Origin of the sequence: Pseudomonas sp. REST10 (genome assembly GCF_029542605.1) — a bacterium.
Lineage (GTDB): Bacteria > Pseudomonadota > Gammaproteobacteria > Pseudomonadales > Pseudomonadaceae > Aquipseudomonas > Aquipseudomonas khazarica.
The window spans coordinates 4,241,984-4,258,933 of the sequence record NZ_CP035677.1; the positions used below are offsets into that span (position 1 = coordinate 4,241,984).

General features: G+C 66.1%; 13 protein-coding genes. 5 read left to right on the forward strand and 8 right to left on the reverse strand.

Going from position 1 to position 16,950, the window contains the following annotated elements; all coding sequences use genetic code 11:
• The first annotated feature begins 1 nt into the window (after position 1).
• The 4 genes from EWH21_RS19995 to EWH21_RS20010 all read left to right on the forward strand — a co-directional run bounded on the left by EWH21_RS19995 (position 2) and on the right by EWH21_RS20010 (position 4,724).
• The gene (locus EWH21_RS19995) at positions 2 to 286 is read left to right on the forward strand and encodes a DUF3565 domain-containing protein (RefSeq protein WP_081876458.1); all 285 of its coding nucleotides are present in this window, start codon (positions 2 to 4) and stop codon (positions 284 to 286) included.
• Positions 287 to 1,471, forward strand: a complete 1,185-nt coding sequence (locus EWH21_RS20000; protein WP_277699157.1) for an acetate kinase — start codon at positions 287 to 289, stop codon at positions 1,469 to 1,471.
• Positions 1,472 to 1,480: 9 nt separating this feature from the next.
• On the forward strand, positions 1,481 to 3,574 hold the full coding sequence (gene pta, locus EWH21_RS20005; protein WP_150606488.1) for a phosphate acetyltransferase: 2,094 nt from the start codon (positions 1,481 to 1,483) through the stop codon (positions 3,572 to 3,574).
• Positions 3,575 to 3,827: 253 nt separating this feature from the next.
• The gene (locus EWH21_RS20010) at positions 3,828 to 4,724 is read left to right on the forward strand and encodes an acyltransferase (RefSeq protein ID WP_277699158.1); all 897 of its coding nucleotides are present in this window, start codon (positions 3,828 to 3,830) and stop codon (positions 4,722 to 4,724) included.
• 15 nt (positions 4,725 to 4,739) lie between these two features.
• Here the strand turns inward: EWH21_RS20010 and EWH21_RS20015 are convergent, their stop codons facing one another.
• The 6 genes from EWH21_RS20015 to EWH21_RS20040 all read right to left on the reverse strand — a co-directional run bounded on the left by EWH21_RS20015 (position 4,740) and on the right by EWH21_RS20040 (position 14,087).
• A complete protein-coding gene (locus tag EWH21_RS20015; protein WP_047592237.1) occupies positions 4,740 to 6,887 on the reverse strand; it encodes an EAL domain-containing protein in 2,148 nt (715 codons plus the stop codon).
• Between the two features lie 44 nt (positions 6,888 to 6,931).
• Positions 6,932 to 10,648, reverse strand: a complete 3,717-nt coding sequence (locus tag EWH21_RS20020) for a response regulator (RefSeq protein ID WP_277699159.1) — start codon at positions 10,646 to 10,648, stop codon at positions 6,932 to 6,934.
• A 230-nt stretch (positions 10,649 to 10,878) separates the two neighbouring features.
• Positions 10,879 to 11,535, reverse strand: a complete 657-nt coding sequence (locus EWH21_RS20025; RefSeq protein ID WP_037050901.1) for an OmpA family protein — start codon at positions 11,533 to 11,535, stop codon at positions 10,879 to 10,881.
• Positions 11,536 to 11,684: 149 nt separating this feature from the next.
• Positions 11,685 to 12,353 (reverse strand): OmpA family protein, encoded by a 669-nt coding sequence (locus EWH21_RS20030; protein ID WP_037050903.1) that lies wholly within the window; start codon positions 12,351 to 12,353, stop codon positions 11,685 to 11,687.
• A gap of 64 nt (positions 12,354 to 12,417) precedes the next feature.
• Positions 12,418 to 13,065, reverse strand: a complete 648-nt coding sequence (locus EWH21_RS20035; RefSeq protein ID WP_152489545.1) for an MBL fold metallo-hydrolase — start codon at positions 13,063 to 13,065, stop codon at positions 12,418 to 12,420.
• Positions 13,065 to 14,087, reverse strand: coding sequence for an AraC family transcriptional regulator (locus EWH21_RS20040; protein WP_277699160.1), 1,023 nt, complete (start codon positions 14,085 to 14,087; stop codon positions 13,065 to 13,067). The genes EWH21_RS20035 and EWH21_RS20040 overlap by 1 nt, the downstream gene beginning before the upstream one ends.
• A gap of 213 nt (positions 14,088 to 14,300) precedes the next feature.
• Here EWH21_RS20040 and EWH21_RS20045 point away from each other — a divergent pair, with 213 nt between their 5' ends.
• Positions 14,301 to 15,146: a metal-dependent hydrolase gene (locus tag EWH21_RS20045; protein WP_277699161.1), complete on the forward strand. Its 846-nt coding sequence runs from the start codon at positions 14,301 to 14,303 to the stop codon at positions 15,144 to 15,146.
• Positions 15,147 to 15,217: 71 nt separating this feature from the next.
• Here the strand turns inward: EWH21_RS20045 and EWH21_RS20050 are convergent, their stop codons facing one another.
• A complete protein-coding gene (locus EWH21_RS20050) occupies positions 15,218 to 16,159 on the reverse strand; it encodes an alpha/beta hydrolase (protein ID WP_277699162.1) in 942 nt (313 codons plus the stop codon).
• An 86-nt stretch (positions 16,160 to 16,245) separates the two neighbouring features.
• Positions 16,246 to 16,911, reverse strand: coding sequence for a TetR/AcrR family transcriptional regulator (locus tag EWH21_RS20055; RefSeq protein ID WP_037050912.1), 666 nt, complete (start codon positions 16,909 to 16,911; stop codon positions 16,246 to 16,248).
• Between the last annotated feature and the right edge of the window lie 39 nt (positions 16,912 to 16,950).

Here is a 16,950-nt window from a genome sequence, read left to right on the forward strand (position 1 = left end):
TTTGCGAAAGAGAAATGAACGGTCAAGTCTAACCAAGGCTGGCCGCGATTGCGACCCGACCCCGGACAAACGGGCCGCATGGATCGTTGATTTTCGTCAGGACGAACATGGCGATTGGCTGGCAGTCTTGTCTTGTGGTCATACTCAGCATGTACGCCACCGACCGCCCTGGCAGAATCGGCCCTGGGTACTCGATCCCGAACAGCGCCAGGCCAGGCTGGGCAGCCCATTCGCCTGTGGCTGGTGCGCCAGGGATCGGTCGCACGAACCCTCCAAGGAAGCTTAAATGTCGGCACGCAACATTCTGGTGATCAACTGCGGCAGTTCGTCGATCAAGTTCGCGCTGGTCAACGAGGCACAAGAAACCTTCATCCTCAGCGGCCTGGCCGAGCGTCTGGGCAGCCCTGAAGCGGTCCTGCACTGGCGCCTGGGCGAACACAAGGACAGCCTGGCGCTGCCAGGCGCGGACCATCGTCAGGCGCTGTCCCATCTGCTGCCGATCGTGCAGCAGGCCGCAGCCGGCGCCCTGCACGGCATTGGCCACCGCGTGGTGCACGGCGGTGAACACTTCTCCGGCGCCAGCCGCCTGGATGCCTCCAGCCTGCACAGCATCCGCCAGATCGCACCACTGGCGCCGCTGCACAACCCCGCCAATCTGCAGGGCATCGAAGCGGCGATGAAACTGTTCCCGGACCTGGTCCAGGTGGCGGTCTTCGACACCGCCTTCCACCAGACCCTGCCCGAACACGCCTTCCGCTACGCCGTCCCGCAGGCGCTGTACGCCGAACATGGCGTGCGCCGCTACGGTTTCCACGGCACCAGCCACCGCTACGTCAGCCAGAAGGCCGCGCAGATGAGCGGCCTGGCGGTCGAGGCCAGCAGCTGGCTGGTAGCCCACCTGGGCAACGGCAGCTCCACCTGCGCCGTGGAGAACGGCCTAAGCCGTGACACCAGCATGGGGCTGACTCCGCTGGAAGGTCTGGTGATGGGCACACGCAGCGGTGACGTCGACCCCAACCTGCACAGCCACCTGGCCCGAACCCTGGGCTGGAGCCTGGAGCAGATCGACGCCATGCTCAACCACGACAGCGGCCTGCTCGGCCTTTCCGGGCTGTCCAACGACATGCGCACGCTGGAGCAGGCGCGCGAGCAGGGCCATCCCGGCGCCACCCTGGCCATCGAGGTGTTCTGCTACCGCCTGGCCAAGTCGCTGGCCGCCATGAGCTGCGCCCTGCAGCGTCTCGACGGTGTGGTCTTCACCGGCGGCATCGGCGAGAACTCGGCGCTGATCCGGCGCAAGACCCTCGACCATCTCGGCCTGCTCGGGCTGAAGCTCGACGAGCAGGCCAACGCCCGCTGCATACGCGGCATCGCCGGCGCGATTCATGCGCCGGGCCACCCGCGCGTGCTGGTGGTGCCCACCAATGAAGAGCGGCAGATCGCCCTCGACACCCTTGCCCTGCTCGACTGAGGCTTTTTCATGCACACATTCTTCATCGCCCCCACCGGTTTCGGTGTCGGTCTCACGTCCATCAGCCTTGGCCTGGTCGGTGCCCTGGAGCGCAGCGGCCTGAAGGTCGGCTTCTTCAAGCCCATCGCCCAGCCGCATGCCGGTGACCTCGGGCCGGAGCGCTCCAGTGAACTGATCGCCCGCACCCATGGCCTGCACTCGCCCAAGCCGCTGCCACTCAGCCATGTCGAGCGCATGCTCGGCGACGGCCAGCTGGACGAGCTGCTGGAAGAGATCATCAGCCTCTATCAGCAGGCAGCCGCCGGCAAGGACGTGGTCATCGTCGAAGGCATGGTGCCGACACGCCACGCCAGCTACGCCGCGCGCGTCAACTTCCACCTGGCCAAGAGCCTGGACGCCGACGTGATTCTGGTCAGCGCCCCGGAGGACGAGAGCCTCACCGAACTGTCCGACCGCGTCGAGATCCAGGCCCAGCTGTTCGGTGGGCCGAAAGACCCGAAGGTACTCGGGGTGATCCTCAACAAGGTACGCAGCGAGGACGGCATCGATGCCTTCGCCGAGCGCCTGGAAGACCTGTCGCCGCTGCTCAAGAGCGGCGACTTCCGCCTGCTCGGCTGCATCCCCTGGCAGGACGAACTGAACGCGCCGCGCACCAAGGACGTTGCCGAGCTGCTCGGCGCCCGCATCCTCAATGCCGGTGACTACGAGCAGCGGCGCATGATGAAGATCGTGCTCTGCGCCCGCGCCGTGGCCAACAGCGTGCAGCTGCTCAAGCCCGGCACCCTGGTGGTGACGCCCGGTGACCGTGACGACATCATCCTCTCGGCCTGCCTGGCCGCGATGAACGGCGTGCCGCTGGCCGGCCTGCTGCTGTGCAGCGACTTCGCCCCCGATCCGCGCATCATGGAGCTGTGCCAGGGAGCGCTGGCCAGCGGCCTGCCGGTGATGACGGTAAGCACCGGTTCCTATGACACCGCCACCCACCTCAACCGCCTGAACAAGGAAATCCCGCTGGATGACCGCGAGCGCTCGGAGAAGGTCTCCGACTTCGTCGCCGGGCACATCGACCATGACTGGCTGCGCACCCGCTGCGGCACGCCGCGCGAACTGCGCATGTCGCCACCGGCATTCCGCTATCAGCTGGTGCAGCGGGCCAAGGCCGCTGCCAAGCGGATCGTCCTGCCCGAGGGCAGCGAACCGCGTACCGTGCAGGCTGCCGCCATCTGCCAGGCGCGTGGCATCGCCCGCTGCGTGTTGCTGGCCAAGCCGGAAGACGTGCAGGCCGTGGCGCGTGCGCAGGGCATCGAACTGCCGGACGGGCTGGAAATCCTCGACCCGGACCTGATTCGTGGTCGCTATGTCGAGCCGATGGTCGAGCTGCGCAAGGGCAAGGGCCTGAATGCGCCGATGGCCGAGGCACAACTGGAAGACACCGTGGTGCTGGGCACCATGATGCTGGCGCTGGATGAGGTCGACGGCCTGGTGTCCGGCGCCATCCACACCACCGCCAACACCATTCGCCCGGCCCTGCAGCTGATCAAGACCGCTCCTGGTTACAACCTGGTGTCCTCGGTGTTCTTCATGCTGCTGCCGGACCAGGTGCTGGTCTATGGCGACTGCGCGGTGAACCCCGACCCGAATGCCGAGCAACTGGCCGAGATCGCCCTGCAGAGCGCCGCCTCCGCGCAGGCCTTCGGCATTGCGCCGAGAGTGGCGATGCTCAGCTACTCCACCGGCGACTCCGGCAGTGGCGAGGAAGTGGAGAAGGTCCGCGCAGCGACCCGCCTGGCTCGCGAGAAACGCCCGGAGCTGCCACTCGACGGCCCGTTGCAGTACGATGCCGCCGCCATCGACAGCGTCGGCCGGCAGAAGGCGCCGAACAGCCCGGTCGCCGGGCGTGCCACGGTGTTCGTGTTCCCCGACCTGAACACCGGCAACACCACCTACAAGGCCGTGCAGCGCAGCGCCGACTGCATCAGCGTCGGCCCCATGCTGCAGGGCCTGCGCAAGCCGGTGAACGACCTGTCGCGCGGTGCGCTGGTCGATGACATCGTCTATACCATCGCGCTGACGGCGATTCAGGCGGCGGACCTGCCGAGCTGACCCCGGAAATGCGCCATGTACCGCAACGAACCGGGCGCACCGACGGCCGGCGTGCATGGCGCAAGCCCGAGGCTGACGAAACCCCCTGGTCATGGCTGGCACTTGCAGGTCAGTGCACAGCCGTTAACCTTGGCGCCGAACCAGCTCGCCGCACGCAATGCCGCAGCTCTTTCAACCGCAACGGGGCTCAGCGAAAGCCCCATTCTCAGGCTGCCCGCCGGGCGTGCAGCCTGCCTACGGAGGCGTTCGCCCGATGCTGCATTTTCTCCCTGCGCCACTGCGCGGCCTGATCGCCGGGCTGATGCTGGCACTCAACACGCTGTTCTGGTGCTGGCCGCTGTTCATCGTCGCCCTGCTGAAACTGCTGCTGCCGTTCGCCCCCATCCAGCGCGCGCTGCGCTTCGTCATGCACGGCATCGCGGAAAGCTGGATCGGCGTCAACAAGTTCTGGATGCGCCTGGTCGGCACCATCGAATGGAACGTCCAGGGCCTGGAGCGCTTCGATACCCGGCACTCCTACCTGGTGACCAGCAACCACCAGAGCTGGGTCGACATCCTCGTGCTGCAGTACCTGCTCAACCGGCGCATGCCGCTGCTGAAGTTCTTCCTCAAGCAGGAGCTGATCTGGGTCCCGGTGATCGGCCTGTGCTGGTGGGCGCTGGAGTTTCCGTTCATGAAGCGCTTCAGCAAGGAGTACCTGGCCAAGTACCCGGAGAAACGCGGCCAGGACCTGGCCACCACTCGCAAGGCGTGCGCCCGCTACAAGACCAACCCGGTGGCGGTGTTCAACTTCCTCGAAGGCACCCGCCTGACCCCGGCCAAGCACGCCCAGCAGCAATCGCCGTTCAGGCATCTGCTCAAGCCCAAGGCTGGCGGCATCGCCTTCGTGCTGGACGCCATGGGCGAGCAACTGCACGCCATCGTCAACGTCACCATTCACTACCCGCACGGCGTGCCGGGCTTCTGGGACCTGCTCTGCGGTCGCCTGGACGCTGTCCAGGTGCGTTTCCGGCAGGTCGACATCCCGCGTGAATTCATCGGCCGCAACTACGACCAGGACGAGGACTACCGCCGGGCCTTCCAGCAGTGGGTCAACCGTCTGTGGGAAGAGAAGGACGCGGAGCTCGCCAGCCTGCACCAGCAGGCCTGAGCGACGCCGCCGGGGTCAGTCCTCGCGCGGCAGCGGCAACGTACTCCAGTCCAGCTGGGCCGGCACCCGCAAGGCAGTGCCGGCCGGCACCCCCGGCGCCACCAGAAAGCCCTGCATGAAGTTGCAGTGATGCTGCACCAGCCACTCGCGCTGGGCCTGGGTCTCGACCCCTTCGGCAATCACCTCCAGGCCCAGATGGCGGCCGAGATCGATGATGGTGCTGACCACTGCGGCATCGCGCGGTGAATCGAGCATGTTGGCGATGAACAGGCGGTCGATCTTCAGCGTATCCAGTTCGAAGTGGCGCAGATAGGCCAGCGACGAGTAGCCGGTGCCGAAATCGTCGATGGCGATCTTCACCCCCAGTTCCCGCAGGTGACGCAGCTGCGCCTGGGTCAGCTCCAGGTCCTGCATCAGGGCGCTCTCGGTCACCTCGACCTCCAGCTGGCTGGGCTTGAGGCCATGGGAGTCGAGGACACGCTGCAGGTCGGTGACCAGCTGCGGCATGCCGAACTGCACCGGGCTGACATTCAGGCTCAGCACCATGTCCTCGCCGAACTGGCGCTTGAAGATCGCCAGCTGCCTGGCCCCTTCCCGGAAGATCCACTCGCCCAGGCGATTGATCAGCCGCGTTTCCTCCAGCAAGGGGATGAACACGTTGGGCGCCACCGTTCCGGCGACCCGATGCTGCCAGCGCAGCAAGGCCTCGAAGCCGCGCAGGCGTCCGCTCGCCAGTTCGAACTGCGGCTGGTAGACCAGCACGAAATCGTCGTTCTCGATGGCATGGCGCAGGCTTTCCTCGAGCATCAGCCGAGAACGCGCACGCCCGTTCATCTCCGGCGAGAAGAAGCGGTACTGCTGGCGCCCGGCACGCTTGGCCTCGTACATCGCCATGTCGGCGGAGCGCAGCAGGCCCTCGACGTTCTGCCCACATTCGGGGAAGCAGGCGATGCCGACGCTGGCGCCCAGGGTGACATCGACACCGTCGAGGGTGTGGCGCACCGACACCAGCTCGATCAGTTTCTCCGCCACCCGCGCGGCGTCTTCCGGGTGGCCGAGGTTGTCCAGCAACGCGGTGAACTCGTCGCCACCGATGCGTGCCAGGCTGTCGTATGGCCGCAGGCAGGCCTTGAGCTGCTCGCCGACCCGGCGCAGCAACTGGTCGCCGACATCATGGCCGAGCGAATCGTTGATGCGCTTGAAGCCGTCCAGATCCAGATAGAGCACCGCGAGCCGCTGGCCACTGCGCTCGATGCGCGCCAGCGACGACTCCAGGGCCTGGTGAAAACCGCGCCGATTGAGCAGGCCGGTCAGGGAGTCGGTCACCGCCTGCGATTCCAGCTGTGCGTGAAGATTGCGCACCACCGACATGTCCAGGGCGATGACCACCATGGCCCGTTGCAGCCTGGGCAACGGCGAACAGGACAGCGCCACCGGCAGGCAACCGCCATCGAGCGTGCGCATCATCGCCTCGTGCACGCGGTAGGTCGCCTCGCGCTTGAAGTGCAGATAGAACTCGGACTGCTGCCAGCCGCCCTCGCAGGCAGGATTCTTGAGAAACGACAGCAGGTCGACGCCCTCCAGGTCCCCCACCTCGCCGCCGAGCATCTGCGCCATGGCCGGGTTGGCGAACTGGATGCGCCCGTCCTCCCCGACCACCAGGATGCCTTCGGCGGCATTGGCCAGGACCGACGCATTGAAGGCGCGGGCACGGTCGAGCTGCAGCGACAGGTGTTGCAGCTCCATACGGTTGCTTTCGTGCTCCAGCAGGCTCTGGATCTTGTGCCGCAACACGCTGGGGTCGAAGGGTTTGAGGACGAAGTCCACGGCACCGGTGCTGTACCCACGCAGCACCGCTTCATGGGTCTGGGCGATGGCCGAGACGAAAATGATCGGCGTCAGCCGGGTGCGCGGGTTGCCGCGCATCAGGCGGGCGACCTCGAAGCCGTCCATGCCCGGCATCTGCACATCCAGCAGGACCAGGCCGACATCGTCCTCGAGCAGATAGCGCAGGGCCTCCTCGCCCGACTTGGCACAGCGCAGCTGCCACTCGCCATCCTCGAGCAGCGCCTGCATGGCCTCGAGGTTCTCTATACGGTCGTCCACCACCAGCAGCGTCTGTTTGGCGGGTATGGCAGCGGTCTTGCTCTGCGCCTGGGCCATCACTACTCCTCTATCCTTCGCCCTTGCATCAGTTGCTCCTGAGATCAGGGTAGATCATTGCCGGTCGATGGCACGGCTGACATGCCCAGCCAGTGCTCCAGCATGGCCAGCAGCTCATCGCGCTTGACCGGCTTGGCCATGTAGTCGTCGGCGCCCGCGGTGATGCACTTCTCGCGATCGCCCTTCATGGCGTGCGCGGTGAGGGCGATGATCGGGATCACGCAGCCATGTTCCTGCTTGAGCAGGCGTGTCGCGGTATAGCCATCCATGTTGGGCATCGCCATGTCCATCAGGATCAGGTCGAAGGGCTCACGCTGGTAGCTGGCGATGGCCTCGACCCCATCGGTGGCCGAGCTGACCTGCAACCCGGCCTCGTCGAGCAGTGCGGTCAGCGCATAGACGTTACGCACGTCGTCATCGACCAGCAGAATGCGTCGCCCCTGCAGGCTGCCGGCCTGAGGATCGGCCTGCTGCGGCGCCCGCACGTCGCCCAGGAAGCCCTGCACCGCCTGGCACAGCGCCTGGGTATCGTCGCCATGCTTGCGCACCACCACGGCACTGTAGCGACGCAGGCGCTGCAGGGTCTGCTGGGTCACGTCCACCCCGGTATTGATGACGATGCGCGTCCCCTGCAGCGAGCGCATCTGGTTGAGGCTGTCGAGCAGGGCGAAGCCGTCCTGGTCGGGCAGGTCCAGGTCGATCACCAGCGCGCAGAACTGCCCCTGCGCATACGCCAGGCGCGCCTGCTCGCCGTCGGCGCACGCGCAGACCTTGAACCCCAGCGCGGTCAGTTGCTCACGGTAGTGCTCGCGCTCCACATCCACGTCCTCGACCAGCAGCAGCGCGGCCTCCTGCGCCGCACCATGCTGCAGTTCGATGAAGACCTGTTCCAGCTCGTCGGTGCCGATCGGCTTGACCAGGTAGCGCGTGCCGTCGTCGTTCCAGCCCGCCGGCTGCGGTACGCAGGAGATGATGTGCACCGGTGTATGACGATGCGTCGGCTGGGCACGCAGCCGCCGGAACAGCTGCCAGCCGCTGAGATCCGGCAGGAGGATGTCGAGGATCACCGCATTGAACGACTCCTGCTGCAACACCCCCAGCGCCTGCAGGCCGGTGCGGCAGTGGACGCTGGAGAAGCCGTGGGAATGAGCTTCCTCGGCGATCACCGCAGCGAAATTGGCGTCATCCTCGACGATCAGCAACGGCGGCCCCTCGCCGGCGCGTTGCGGTCCCTCGACAGGCGCCTCGACATTCATCGGCGCGACCTGCACCGGCAACCTGACGGTGAAGGTGGAACCCTGCCCCGGCGCGCTCTGCAGGCTGATGTCGCCATCCAGCGCCAGGACCAGCTGGCGGGTGATCGCCAGCCCCAGACCGGTACCGCCGAAACGGCGGCTGGTGGAACCGTCGATCTGCTGGAAGGCCTGGAAGATCTGCTCGTGCTGCGCCGGATCGATGCCGATCCCGCTGTCCCGCACGCTGAAGCACAGCAGCTCGCGCTCGTCGTCCTGGCGCCCCTCGCTGCTGACGGTCAGGGTGACCTCGCCGTGGTCGGTGAACTTCAACGCGTTGGACAGCAGGTTGCGCAGGATCTGGTGCAGACGCACGCGGTCGGTATGGATCACGCGCGGCACGCCGGCGTCGAGCTGCGTATGCAGACGCAGCCCCTTGAGTTCGGCCATCGGCCGCAGGCTGGCATCCAGTTCCACCAGCACATCCTGCATGTTGATCGGCTCGAGCTTGAGCTGCATGCGCCCGGATTCGACCTTGGCCAGGTCGAGCACATCGTTGATCAGCTGCAACAGGTCGCTGCCGGCACGGTGCACGATGTCGGCATGCTTGCTCTGCTTCTCCGTCAGGTTGCCCGCCAGGTTCTGCCGCAACTGGTCGCTGAGGATCAGAATGCTGTTGAGCGGCGTGCGCAGCTCATGCGACATGTTGGCGAGGAACTCGGACTTGTAGCGGTTGGCCAGCAGCAGCTGCTCGGCCTGCTCGCGCAGCTTCTGTTCGGCGGCCTTGCGCTCGCTGATGTCGATGATCACTGCCTGCACCAGGCTCTCGTCCCCGCTGCGAATGGGCGAAAGGCCCACCTCCAGGGGGATCATCCGCCCCTCGCGATGCAGGCCGAACAGCTCGCGATTACCGCCCATGCGCCGTTGCTCGGGCATGGCCTGGTAGCCACGGCGCATCGCCACATGGCTGCCGCGTTGCGCCGCCGGCAGCAGCATCTCGACCGGCTCACCCAGCAGCATCTGCCGCTCGTAGCCGAACAGCAGCTCGGTCTGGCGGTTGACCATGGCGATACGACCGAGCCCGTCAACCAGCAGGATGGCGTTGGGCGATGCCTCCACCACCAGACGGAAGCGCTCCTCCGCCACCTTGCGCGCACGCAGGTCGACCAGGTTGATCAGGTAGCTGCTGCCCTCGTGCAACGGATTCAGGCTGATGCTGACCGGAATCGATTCGCCACGCAGCGTGCGCACCGTGCGTTCGTCGCTCTCGGCCAGCTGTTGCTGCAGGTCCTTGGGCGATTCGATATTGGCCAGCATGCGCAGGACCGATTCGCCGTGCAGCGCGTTCAGCGGGCAGTCGAACAGCTCCGCCGCGCTGCGGTTGGCCATCTCGATCCGCCCCTCGGCGTCGCAGAGCAGCGTGGCGACCGGCAGGCGCTCGACCAGCAGGCGGAAGCGTTCCTCGCGCTCCTGCAGGGCCTGCCCTGCCATCTCGCTGATCTTCAGCTTGCGTTCGCGCTGATAGAGGAAACCGCCGACCAGCAGCGACAGCATCAGGGCCGCGGCAAGCCCCGCCCAGAGCCCCAGTGTGCCGGTTCGATCGATCAGCCCGCGCTCGTACTCCGGCGTGCCGAACACCTCCAGTTGCCAGGTGCGGCCATACAACGACAGTTCCTGCTGATAGCTGAACAGCGGTGACCAGTCATTGCCACCGACCTCCTGGCTGAGCAGTTGCAGGTCGCTGGCGCCGGGGTCCTTGAGCTGGATGTCGAACAGCCGCGTCTGCCGTCCGAGAATCCCCTCGATGAGGTCCTGGCTGCGAAATGCGCCGTGGACGAGCCCCAGCAAGGCGGCCTGGCGTTGCTCGGCGGAGTTGACCGGCACCCCCGGACGATACACGGGCAGGTAGAGCAGCACGCCGGACTGGACGTTGACATCCACCTCCTGGCGCAGCACCAGCGGCCCGCTCAGACTCGCCTCGCCGGTATCGACACTGCGTGCGATGGCGGTGCGGCGAACCGTCTCGCTGAGCATGTCGTAGCCGAGCACGCGCCTGTTGCGCCAATCCAGCGGGCTGACATAGTCGATCGGCAGATAATGCTCGCGATCACCGCTGGGGAAGATCTGGTAGTCGAGGCGCCCGTCGCCCTTCACCTCCGCGGCGAAGTCGGGCAGTTGCTCGGGCGTCAGGTAGCGTGACCAGGCGACAGCCTGGATACCGGGATAGCGGTCCTGCAGCTGCAGCTGGTCCACGGCTCGCTCCCACTCCGCGAGCGTGACCTGGTCACTGCCGATCATCAGGCCTGCGATGCCCCGCAACACCATCTCGTAGGCCTGCATGCGCGCCAGCACACGCTGGCCGATGTCCTGGCCTTCCTGCTGGAAGCGCCTCTGGCTCTCCTCCCGCTCGCGCTCCTGCAGGGTATTCCACTGCCAGAAGATCAGACCACTCAGCCCCAGCATGAGACCGAGCGCCACCAGCAACGGTGTCCAGGGCCGTGGCGGCCGCTTGACAGCTCTGTCGTCCATTCACACTCCTTCGGTCATCCAGAACCAACACCGGCAGCTGAGCTGCCCGCGGGCTTTACAGAACCACAAAAAGCATTCTAGTCAGGTTTTGAATGACTGGCCTTTTGCCAGGGGAGATACGACAGGCGGTCAGAAAACGCGACGACAAGTGCCTGCGCGGCGGCGGCTGGCCCGCGCGATGGACACAAAAAAGCCCCCGGAGCGGGGGCTTTCGTCAGCCTGGCGGCGCGTCAGAGCGGGCGCAGGTTGATCTCGACACGGCGGTTCTGCGCGCGCCCTGCCTCGCTGGCGTTGCTCGCGATCGGCTGGCTCGGGCCCGCGCCGTACGCGGAGATGCGCTGGCCGGGTACACCGTTGGCCGTCAGGTAGTTGGCCACGCTCTGCGCGCGACGCTGCGACAGGCTCTGGTTGAGCTCCTGCGAACCGGTGCTGTCGGTGTGACCGACGATGTTCACACCGTTCTTGTCGAACTCCTTGAACACCAGCACCAGCGAGTTGAGCGTCGGGTAGAAGCCGCTGGAGATGTCGGCGGAATTGCTGGCGAAGGTGATGTTGCCCGGCATGATCAGCTTCAGGTCGTCGCCATTGCGCTGGACCTGCACGCCGGTCCCCTGCAGGGTCTGGCGCAGCTTGGCCTCCTGGGTGTCGACGTAGTAGCCGTAGCCACCGCCCGCCGCGCCACCGACGGCTGCGCCGATCAGCGCGCCCTTGGCACGATCCTTCTTGCTCGAGGTCGCCGCACCGATCACCGCGCCGGTCACCGCGCCGACACCGCCATAGATACCGGCTTTACCAGCCTGCTGCTCACCGGTGTAGGGATTGGTGGTGCAGCCAGCCAACATGGCCATGAGCGCAGTGGCTGCGATCAGATTACGCCTAGTTTTCATAAGGTTTCCTTTGAGATTTCTTCTGGTATCGGGCAGACATGCCGCAGTCTTCGAGCGCCTCGAGGGCCGCGAAGTTCAACCCTAGCTTAGCAGCCGGCGCATGCCAGGACTGCGACACAGGGCCAATCCGGCCACTCGTTGCGCGGGTGTCACTGCACGCCCGGCAGCGGCCGCAGGGTCACTTCGACACGCCGGTTCTGTGCCCGGCCCTCGGCCGTGGCATTGCTTGCCAGCGGTTGGTCCGGCCCCATGCCCCGCGTGCTCAGGCGACCCGGATCGACGCCCTGCGCCAGCAGGTAGTCCGCGACGCTCTGCGCCCGGCGCTGCGACAGGTCCATGTTGTAGGCGTGCGAACCCGTGCTGTCGGTGTGGCCGACGATCTCGATACTGTTCTGGTTGTACTGGCGAAACGAGTTGGCCAGGTTGTTCAGCGGCTGATAGAAGCTGCTGGATATCTGCGCCGAGTCGGTGGCGAAGGTGATGTTGCCGGGCATGACCAGCTGGATCACGTCGCCCTGGCGCTGCACCTCCACACCGGTGCCCTGCATGCTGCGGCGCAGCTCTTCTTCCTGCTTGTCGGCGTAGTAGCCGTAGCCCGCCGCAGCGGCACCGGCGACGGCGGCGCCGATCAGCGCACCCTTGCCGCGGTTGTCGTGGTTGATCAAGGCGCCGGCCGCGGCGCCCGCAAGCGCCCCGATACCGCCATAGGTGGCGGCCCGGTTGGAGCTGGGGGCGCTCTGGTCATAGGGATTCTGCGAAGCGCAGCCACCCAGCAGCAGCGCGGAGGAACACAGGGCAATCAGTGTCGAGCGGAACATGAAGGCATCTCCATGAACGGGGGATGATGGCCTTTTGATCGGCATTCGCTCGATTAGTGCCCCGTCAGGCGCGAATAAAGGGGTTCTCGCGCATCTCGTCGCCCAGTCGCGTGTCGGGACCATGGCCGGTCACCACCGTGGCCTCTTCATCCAGACGGTACAGGCGCTGTTTGATCGAGCGCTCGATGGTGGCGTAGTCACCGCCCCACAGATCGGTACGGCCGATGCCCCGGCGGAACAGCGTGTCCCCCGCGATCAGCAGCTTGGCCTCCTCGAACCAGAAGCTCATCGAGCCGGGCGTGTGCCCGGGCGTATGCAGGGCCACGCCACAGCCGCAGGCCAGCTCCTCGTCGTCATCCAGCCAGCGGTCCGGCGCCGGCACCGGCGTGTAGGGCACGCCGAACATGCTGCACTGCATCTCCAGGTTGTCCCAGAGGAACTGATCCTCCTTGTGCAGGTGCAGCGTCGCTCCGGTCTTCTCCTTCATCTGCCCGGACGCGAGGAAGTGATCGAGGTGGGCATGGGTGTGGATGATGCTCACGACCTTGAGCCCGTGGGCATCCAGGCGCGCCATGATCAGATCGGGGTTGCCGCCCGGATCGACCACGATGGCCTTCTTCGTCAGCGGATCACCGATGATGGTGCAGTTGCACTGCAGCGGGCCGACGGGGAAGGTTTCGCGGATCAGGGCTGGGCGTTCGGCGGTGCTCATCAGGGGGCCTCGTTGCGGTAGTCGACGGGCAGTTTACCGGTCCACTTGCGGAATGCACGACGGAAGTTGGAGGGGTCACTGAAGCCCAGCAGCTGGGCGATTTCATACAGCGGCAGGTGCGTGGTGGTCAGGTACTGCAGCGCCAGGCGCCTGCGCACGTCATCCAGCACCTGCTGATAGCTGGTGCCCATCTGTGCCAGGTGCCGGCGCAGGCTGCGGCCGCTGGTGTGCAGGGCGCTTGCCGCGCTGTCCAGATCGGGAAAGTCGCCAGGGCGGGCGAGCAACAACCGGCGCACGCGCGTGAGCAGGCCATCCTGCACATCGAGGCTGGCCAGCAGCGCCTCGCACTGCTGCTCGCACATCTGCACCGTGGCCGGGTTGGCCAGCGCCATCGGGCGCTGCAGGTAGTGCCGCGGCAGACGCAGCCAGTGGCAGGGCTGCTCGAACTGCGCAGCGACGCCGAACACCTCGGCATAACGCCCGGCATAGTCCGGCGCGGCATGGGCGAAGCCGACCGCGAGGCCCTGCAGCGCTTCGCCCAGGAGAAAACGCGCGATGGTGTGGATGCTGGTCAGCAGCCCCTCGGCGGCGAAACGCGACTGCGGCCCCATGGGGAACGACTCGACCGCACGCAGCTCCATGGCATCGCCCTGCTCCACCAACTCCAGGTCGAAGGCCAGGCCCAGCACGCGGTAATACTTCAAGGCGAACTGCAGCGCCCTGCCCAGATCCGCGCTGGACAGCACGGCATAGCCGAGGATGCCATGGGTGGAAACGTTGAGCCGCTGCCCCAGCACCAGGCCGAGCGCCGGTTCTCCACAACGCTCCAGTGCGGCCTGGGTGAGCAGGTGGAAATCGAGGAAGGACAGGCGGCCATTGGGGCTGCCCAGTACTTCGGGGCGGACCCGTGCGGCGGCGAACAGCTCGCCGCGTGCCTGGCCCAGTTCTTCGGCCAGCGCCAGCAATGCCTCGGCGTAGGCCACGGGCACCAGTTCGGCGGTGAGGTTGAGGGCGTGCTTCATTGAGGGGTTGTTCCGGCGACTGGCCGTAAATGACCGTCCTGAACGCAGACCTTAACCCAGCACATCGCTGTTCGCGGTCGCACTGCCCCCCTAACTTTCTGCTGGAAAAACGAGCTGGCCAGATATGACTGTCACCTTGGCTGTTACGAACCTGTGACGAGCCGCGCATGGCGCTCATAGTGGACGCCAGTCAAACAGCGCAATGGAGCCCTCATGGCCAGCACCACACCGGAAGGATTGCAGATTCGCCCCAGACACATGGACTTCGATCTGCCCAACCCGCTGCCGCGCCACTGGAACGGCGGCGACGCCTTCAAGACCCACCTGTTCGATGCCATGTCGGTGTTGTTTCCCGACGGCGAACGCTTCTTCATCGATTCGGTGCGCCACTTCCGCGACCGCATCGACGACCCGGTGCTCAAGGAGCAGATTCGCGGCTTCATCGGCCAGGAAGGCCATCACAGCCGCGAGCATCTCGAGTACAGCCAACGCCTGCGTGACCTGGGTTACAACGTCGAGCGCATCGAGAAGCGTGCCCGCGCGCGCATCCGCTACACGCAGAAGAAGTTCTCGCCGCAGCGGCAACTGGCGGCGACCGCCGCACTGGAACACATCACCGCGATCATGGCCGACGGCCTGCTGAGAAACGACGTGCAGATGGCCGACGCGCATCCGACCCTGGCCCGCCTCTGGCGCTGGCATGCGCTGGAGGAGACCGAGCACAAGGCCGTGGCCTTCGACGTCTACAACCAGGTGTGTGGCAGCCGCAAGCTGCTGCGCCGGGCAATGCTCATGGGCACCTTCTTCTTCGTGCTCGATACCACCCGCGGTCTGGCGCACATGCTCAAGGTCGACGGCCTGCTGTGGAACTGGCGCGTATGGCGCGACGGCATCCGCTGGATGTGGGGCAAGGAAGGTGTTTTCCGCCCGTTGATCGGCACCTATCTGGACTTCTTCAAGGACGGTTTCCACCCCTGGGAGCATGACAATCTCGACCTGCTGCACGCCACCCGCGAAGAGTTCGACGGCAGCCCGCAGGTCCAGGCCAGCGCCGCCTGAGGCGCTGCCGCAGCCAGGCGAAGTATGAAAAAGCCCGGCTCTGGCCGGGCTTTTTCATGTCCAGTGCGCGCTCAGCCCTTGAGGAACCTCATGGCATCGGCGGCGCTCTGCTCGGGGATTTCCTCCATGGGGATATGCCCGACGCCGGCATAGACCTTGACCTCGATCCCCGGCAGATCACGCTGCCACAGCGGCACGTGGCGGGGCGAAATCCAGCGGTCGCGTTCGCCCCACATCAGCAAGGTCGGTGCCTGGATCTGCGCGACCCGCTCGGGCGTCGCGTGCAGCTCCTCCTTGTTGACCTTCAGCAGCACACGGAAGATATCCATCATGCCGCGGCGATTGCCCGGCCTGCGTGACAGGTCGTAGTAGCGGTCGACCACACCGGGCTTGATACGCCCCGGCTCGCCATAGACCTCCTTGATGCCTTGGGCGATCAGCGCGCGCGGCATCCACATCGGCATGGCCAGGGTGGCGCCAGGCAACGCCGCGGCGGCAATCATCCAGGGCACCTTGCGCATGGGGTAGCCGGCCGGATCGATGAGCACCAGCTTGCCCACACGCTGCGGCTGGGCCAGGGCGAAGTTCCAGGCGATGTAGCCGCCCAGGGAGTTGCCGACGATATCGGCCTTCTCCACCTGCAGGTAATCGAGCAACAGACCGAGCACGTGGATCATGCGCTCGGCCGAGTAGCGGCCATCACGCGCGGGCCCGGTCAGACCGAAGCCCGGCACGTCGAAGCGGATGATGCGGTAGTCGGGCGCGAATGCCTGCACCCAGGCGTCCCAGGTGTGCAGCGAGGCGACCACGCCATGGATCATCACCAGCGCCGGTTTGCCACGACTGCCCTCGTCCCGGTAATGGATGTTGAAGCCGTCGAGTTCGATGTAGCGTGAGCCCTGCTGCGCATTGCCGTAACGCTCCTTGAGGCGTTCCAGGGGCAAGGCGCCGAAGCCCAGGCGGGCGAAACCGGCAGCGAGCGGCGGTTGCAGGGACAGGCTGTTGGCGGTCATGCACGGTACCTCGATCTTGTTGTAGGTAACGTGCATCAGAGCATGAGTCGCGCTGCGTTAGTGCCCAACCTTGGGACTGTTCCCGCTCAGCATGGGCACAGCGACGCGATCAGCAAGTCCCCCAGGACGGTCTTGGCCTGCTCGATCTCCACGCGGCTGGCGTTGCGTCCGAGCAGGTCGAGGGAGGCCGCCTCGAGCGCCCAGATCAGCGCCTGGTAAACCAGCGGATCGCGCGGTGCGAGCTCGGGCTCCAGACGCTCGACCAGCAGCCGCAGCATCTCCTGGTGCGCTCGCTGGCGATGGACCGCCAGCGGTGACTGCGCACGCAAGGCTTCCTCCTGCATCAGGCGAATGATCGGCCCGACCGCCAGGTGATAGTCGAAGAAGCGCCCGACCATCGCCCGCAACCACTCCTGCGGGCTCCCGGCGACCTGCTGCATCTCGCGAAAACGCGCGAGCAACAGCTGCACCGAAGTCTGGTAGATACCTTCGAGCACCTGTGCCTTGTTGGCGAAGTACTTGTAGAAGGTTCGACGCGACACCTGCGCAGCGTCCAGCAGGTCGTTGACCGTCGCCTGCTCCACCCCCTTGCGGGCGAACACACCGATGGCCGCCAGCTGGATGTTGGTACGCTGCAGATGGCCGACCAGCGGCCCCTCGCCGCCTTCGCCCTGTTGCGAGGCTAGCGCGCCGTAACCGCCCAGGTCCTCGAATACCGCCCGTATCGCACCGTGCCCGGCCAACTCGTCCATGCCCCGTCCCAACCAAGGCGCGGGTGACGTGACCGCGCC

Bases quoted from the DNA above. Each gene is read 5' to 3' on its own strand.
- EWH21_RS20000 (WP_277699157.1), top strand. From the start codon at position 287: ATGTCGGCACGCAACATTCTGGTGATCAACTGCGGCAGTTCGTCGATC.
- pta (WP_150606488.1), top strand. From the start codon at position 1,481: ATGCACACATTCTTCATCGCCCCCACCGGTTTCGGTGTCGGTCTCACG.
- EWH21_RS20010 (WP_277699158.1), top strand. From the start codon at position 3,828: ATGCTGCATTTTCTCCCTGCGCCACTGCGCGGCCTGATCGCCGGGCTG.
- EWH21_RS20015 (WP_047592237.1), bottom strand. From the start codon at position 6,887: ATGGCCCAGGCGCAGAGCAAGACCGCTGCCATACCCGCCAAACAGACG.
- EWH21_RS20020 (WP_277699159.1), bottom strand. From the start codon at position 10,648: ATGGACGACAGAGCTGTCAAGCGGCCGCCACGGCCCTGGACACCGTTG.
- EWH21_RS20025 (WP_037050901.1), bottom strand. From the start codon at position 11,535: ATGAAAACTAGGCGTAATCTGATCGCAGCCACTGCGCTCATGGCCATG.
- EWH21_RS20030 (WP_037050903.1), bottom strand. From the start codon at position 12,353: ATGTTCCGCTCGACACTGATTGCCCTGTGTTCCTCCGCGCTGCTGCTG.
- EWH21_RS20035 (WP_152489545.1), bottom strand. From the start codon at position 13,065: ATGAGCACCGCCGAACGCCCAGCCCTGATCCGCGAAACCTTCCCCGTC.
- EWH21_RS20040 (WP_277699160.1), bottom strand. From the start codon at position 14,087: ATGAAGCACGCCCTCAACCTCACCGCCGAACTGGTGCCCGTGGCCTAC.
- EWH21_RS20045 (WP_277699161.1), top strand. From the start codon at position 14,301: ATGGCCAGCACCACACCGGAAGGATTGCAGATTCGCCCCAGACACATG.
- EWH21_RS20050 (WP_277699162.1), bottom strand. From the start codon at position 16,159: ATGACCGCCAACAGCCTGTCCCTGCAACCGCCGCTCGCTGCCGGTTTC.
- EWH21_RS20055 (WP_037050912.1), bottom strand. From the start codon at position 16,911: ATGGACGAGTTGGCCGGGCACGGTGCGATACGGGCGGTATTCGAGGAC.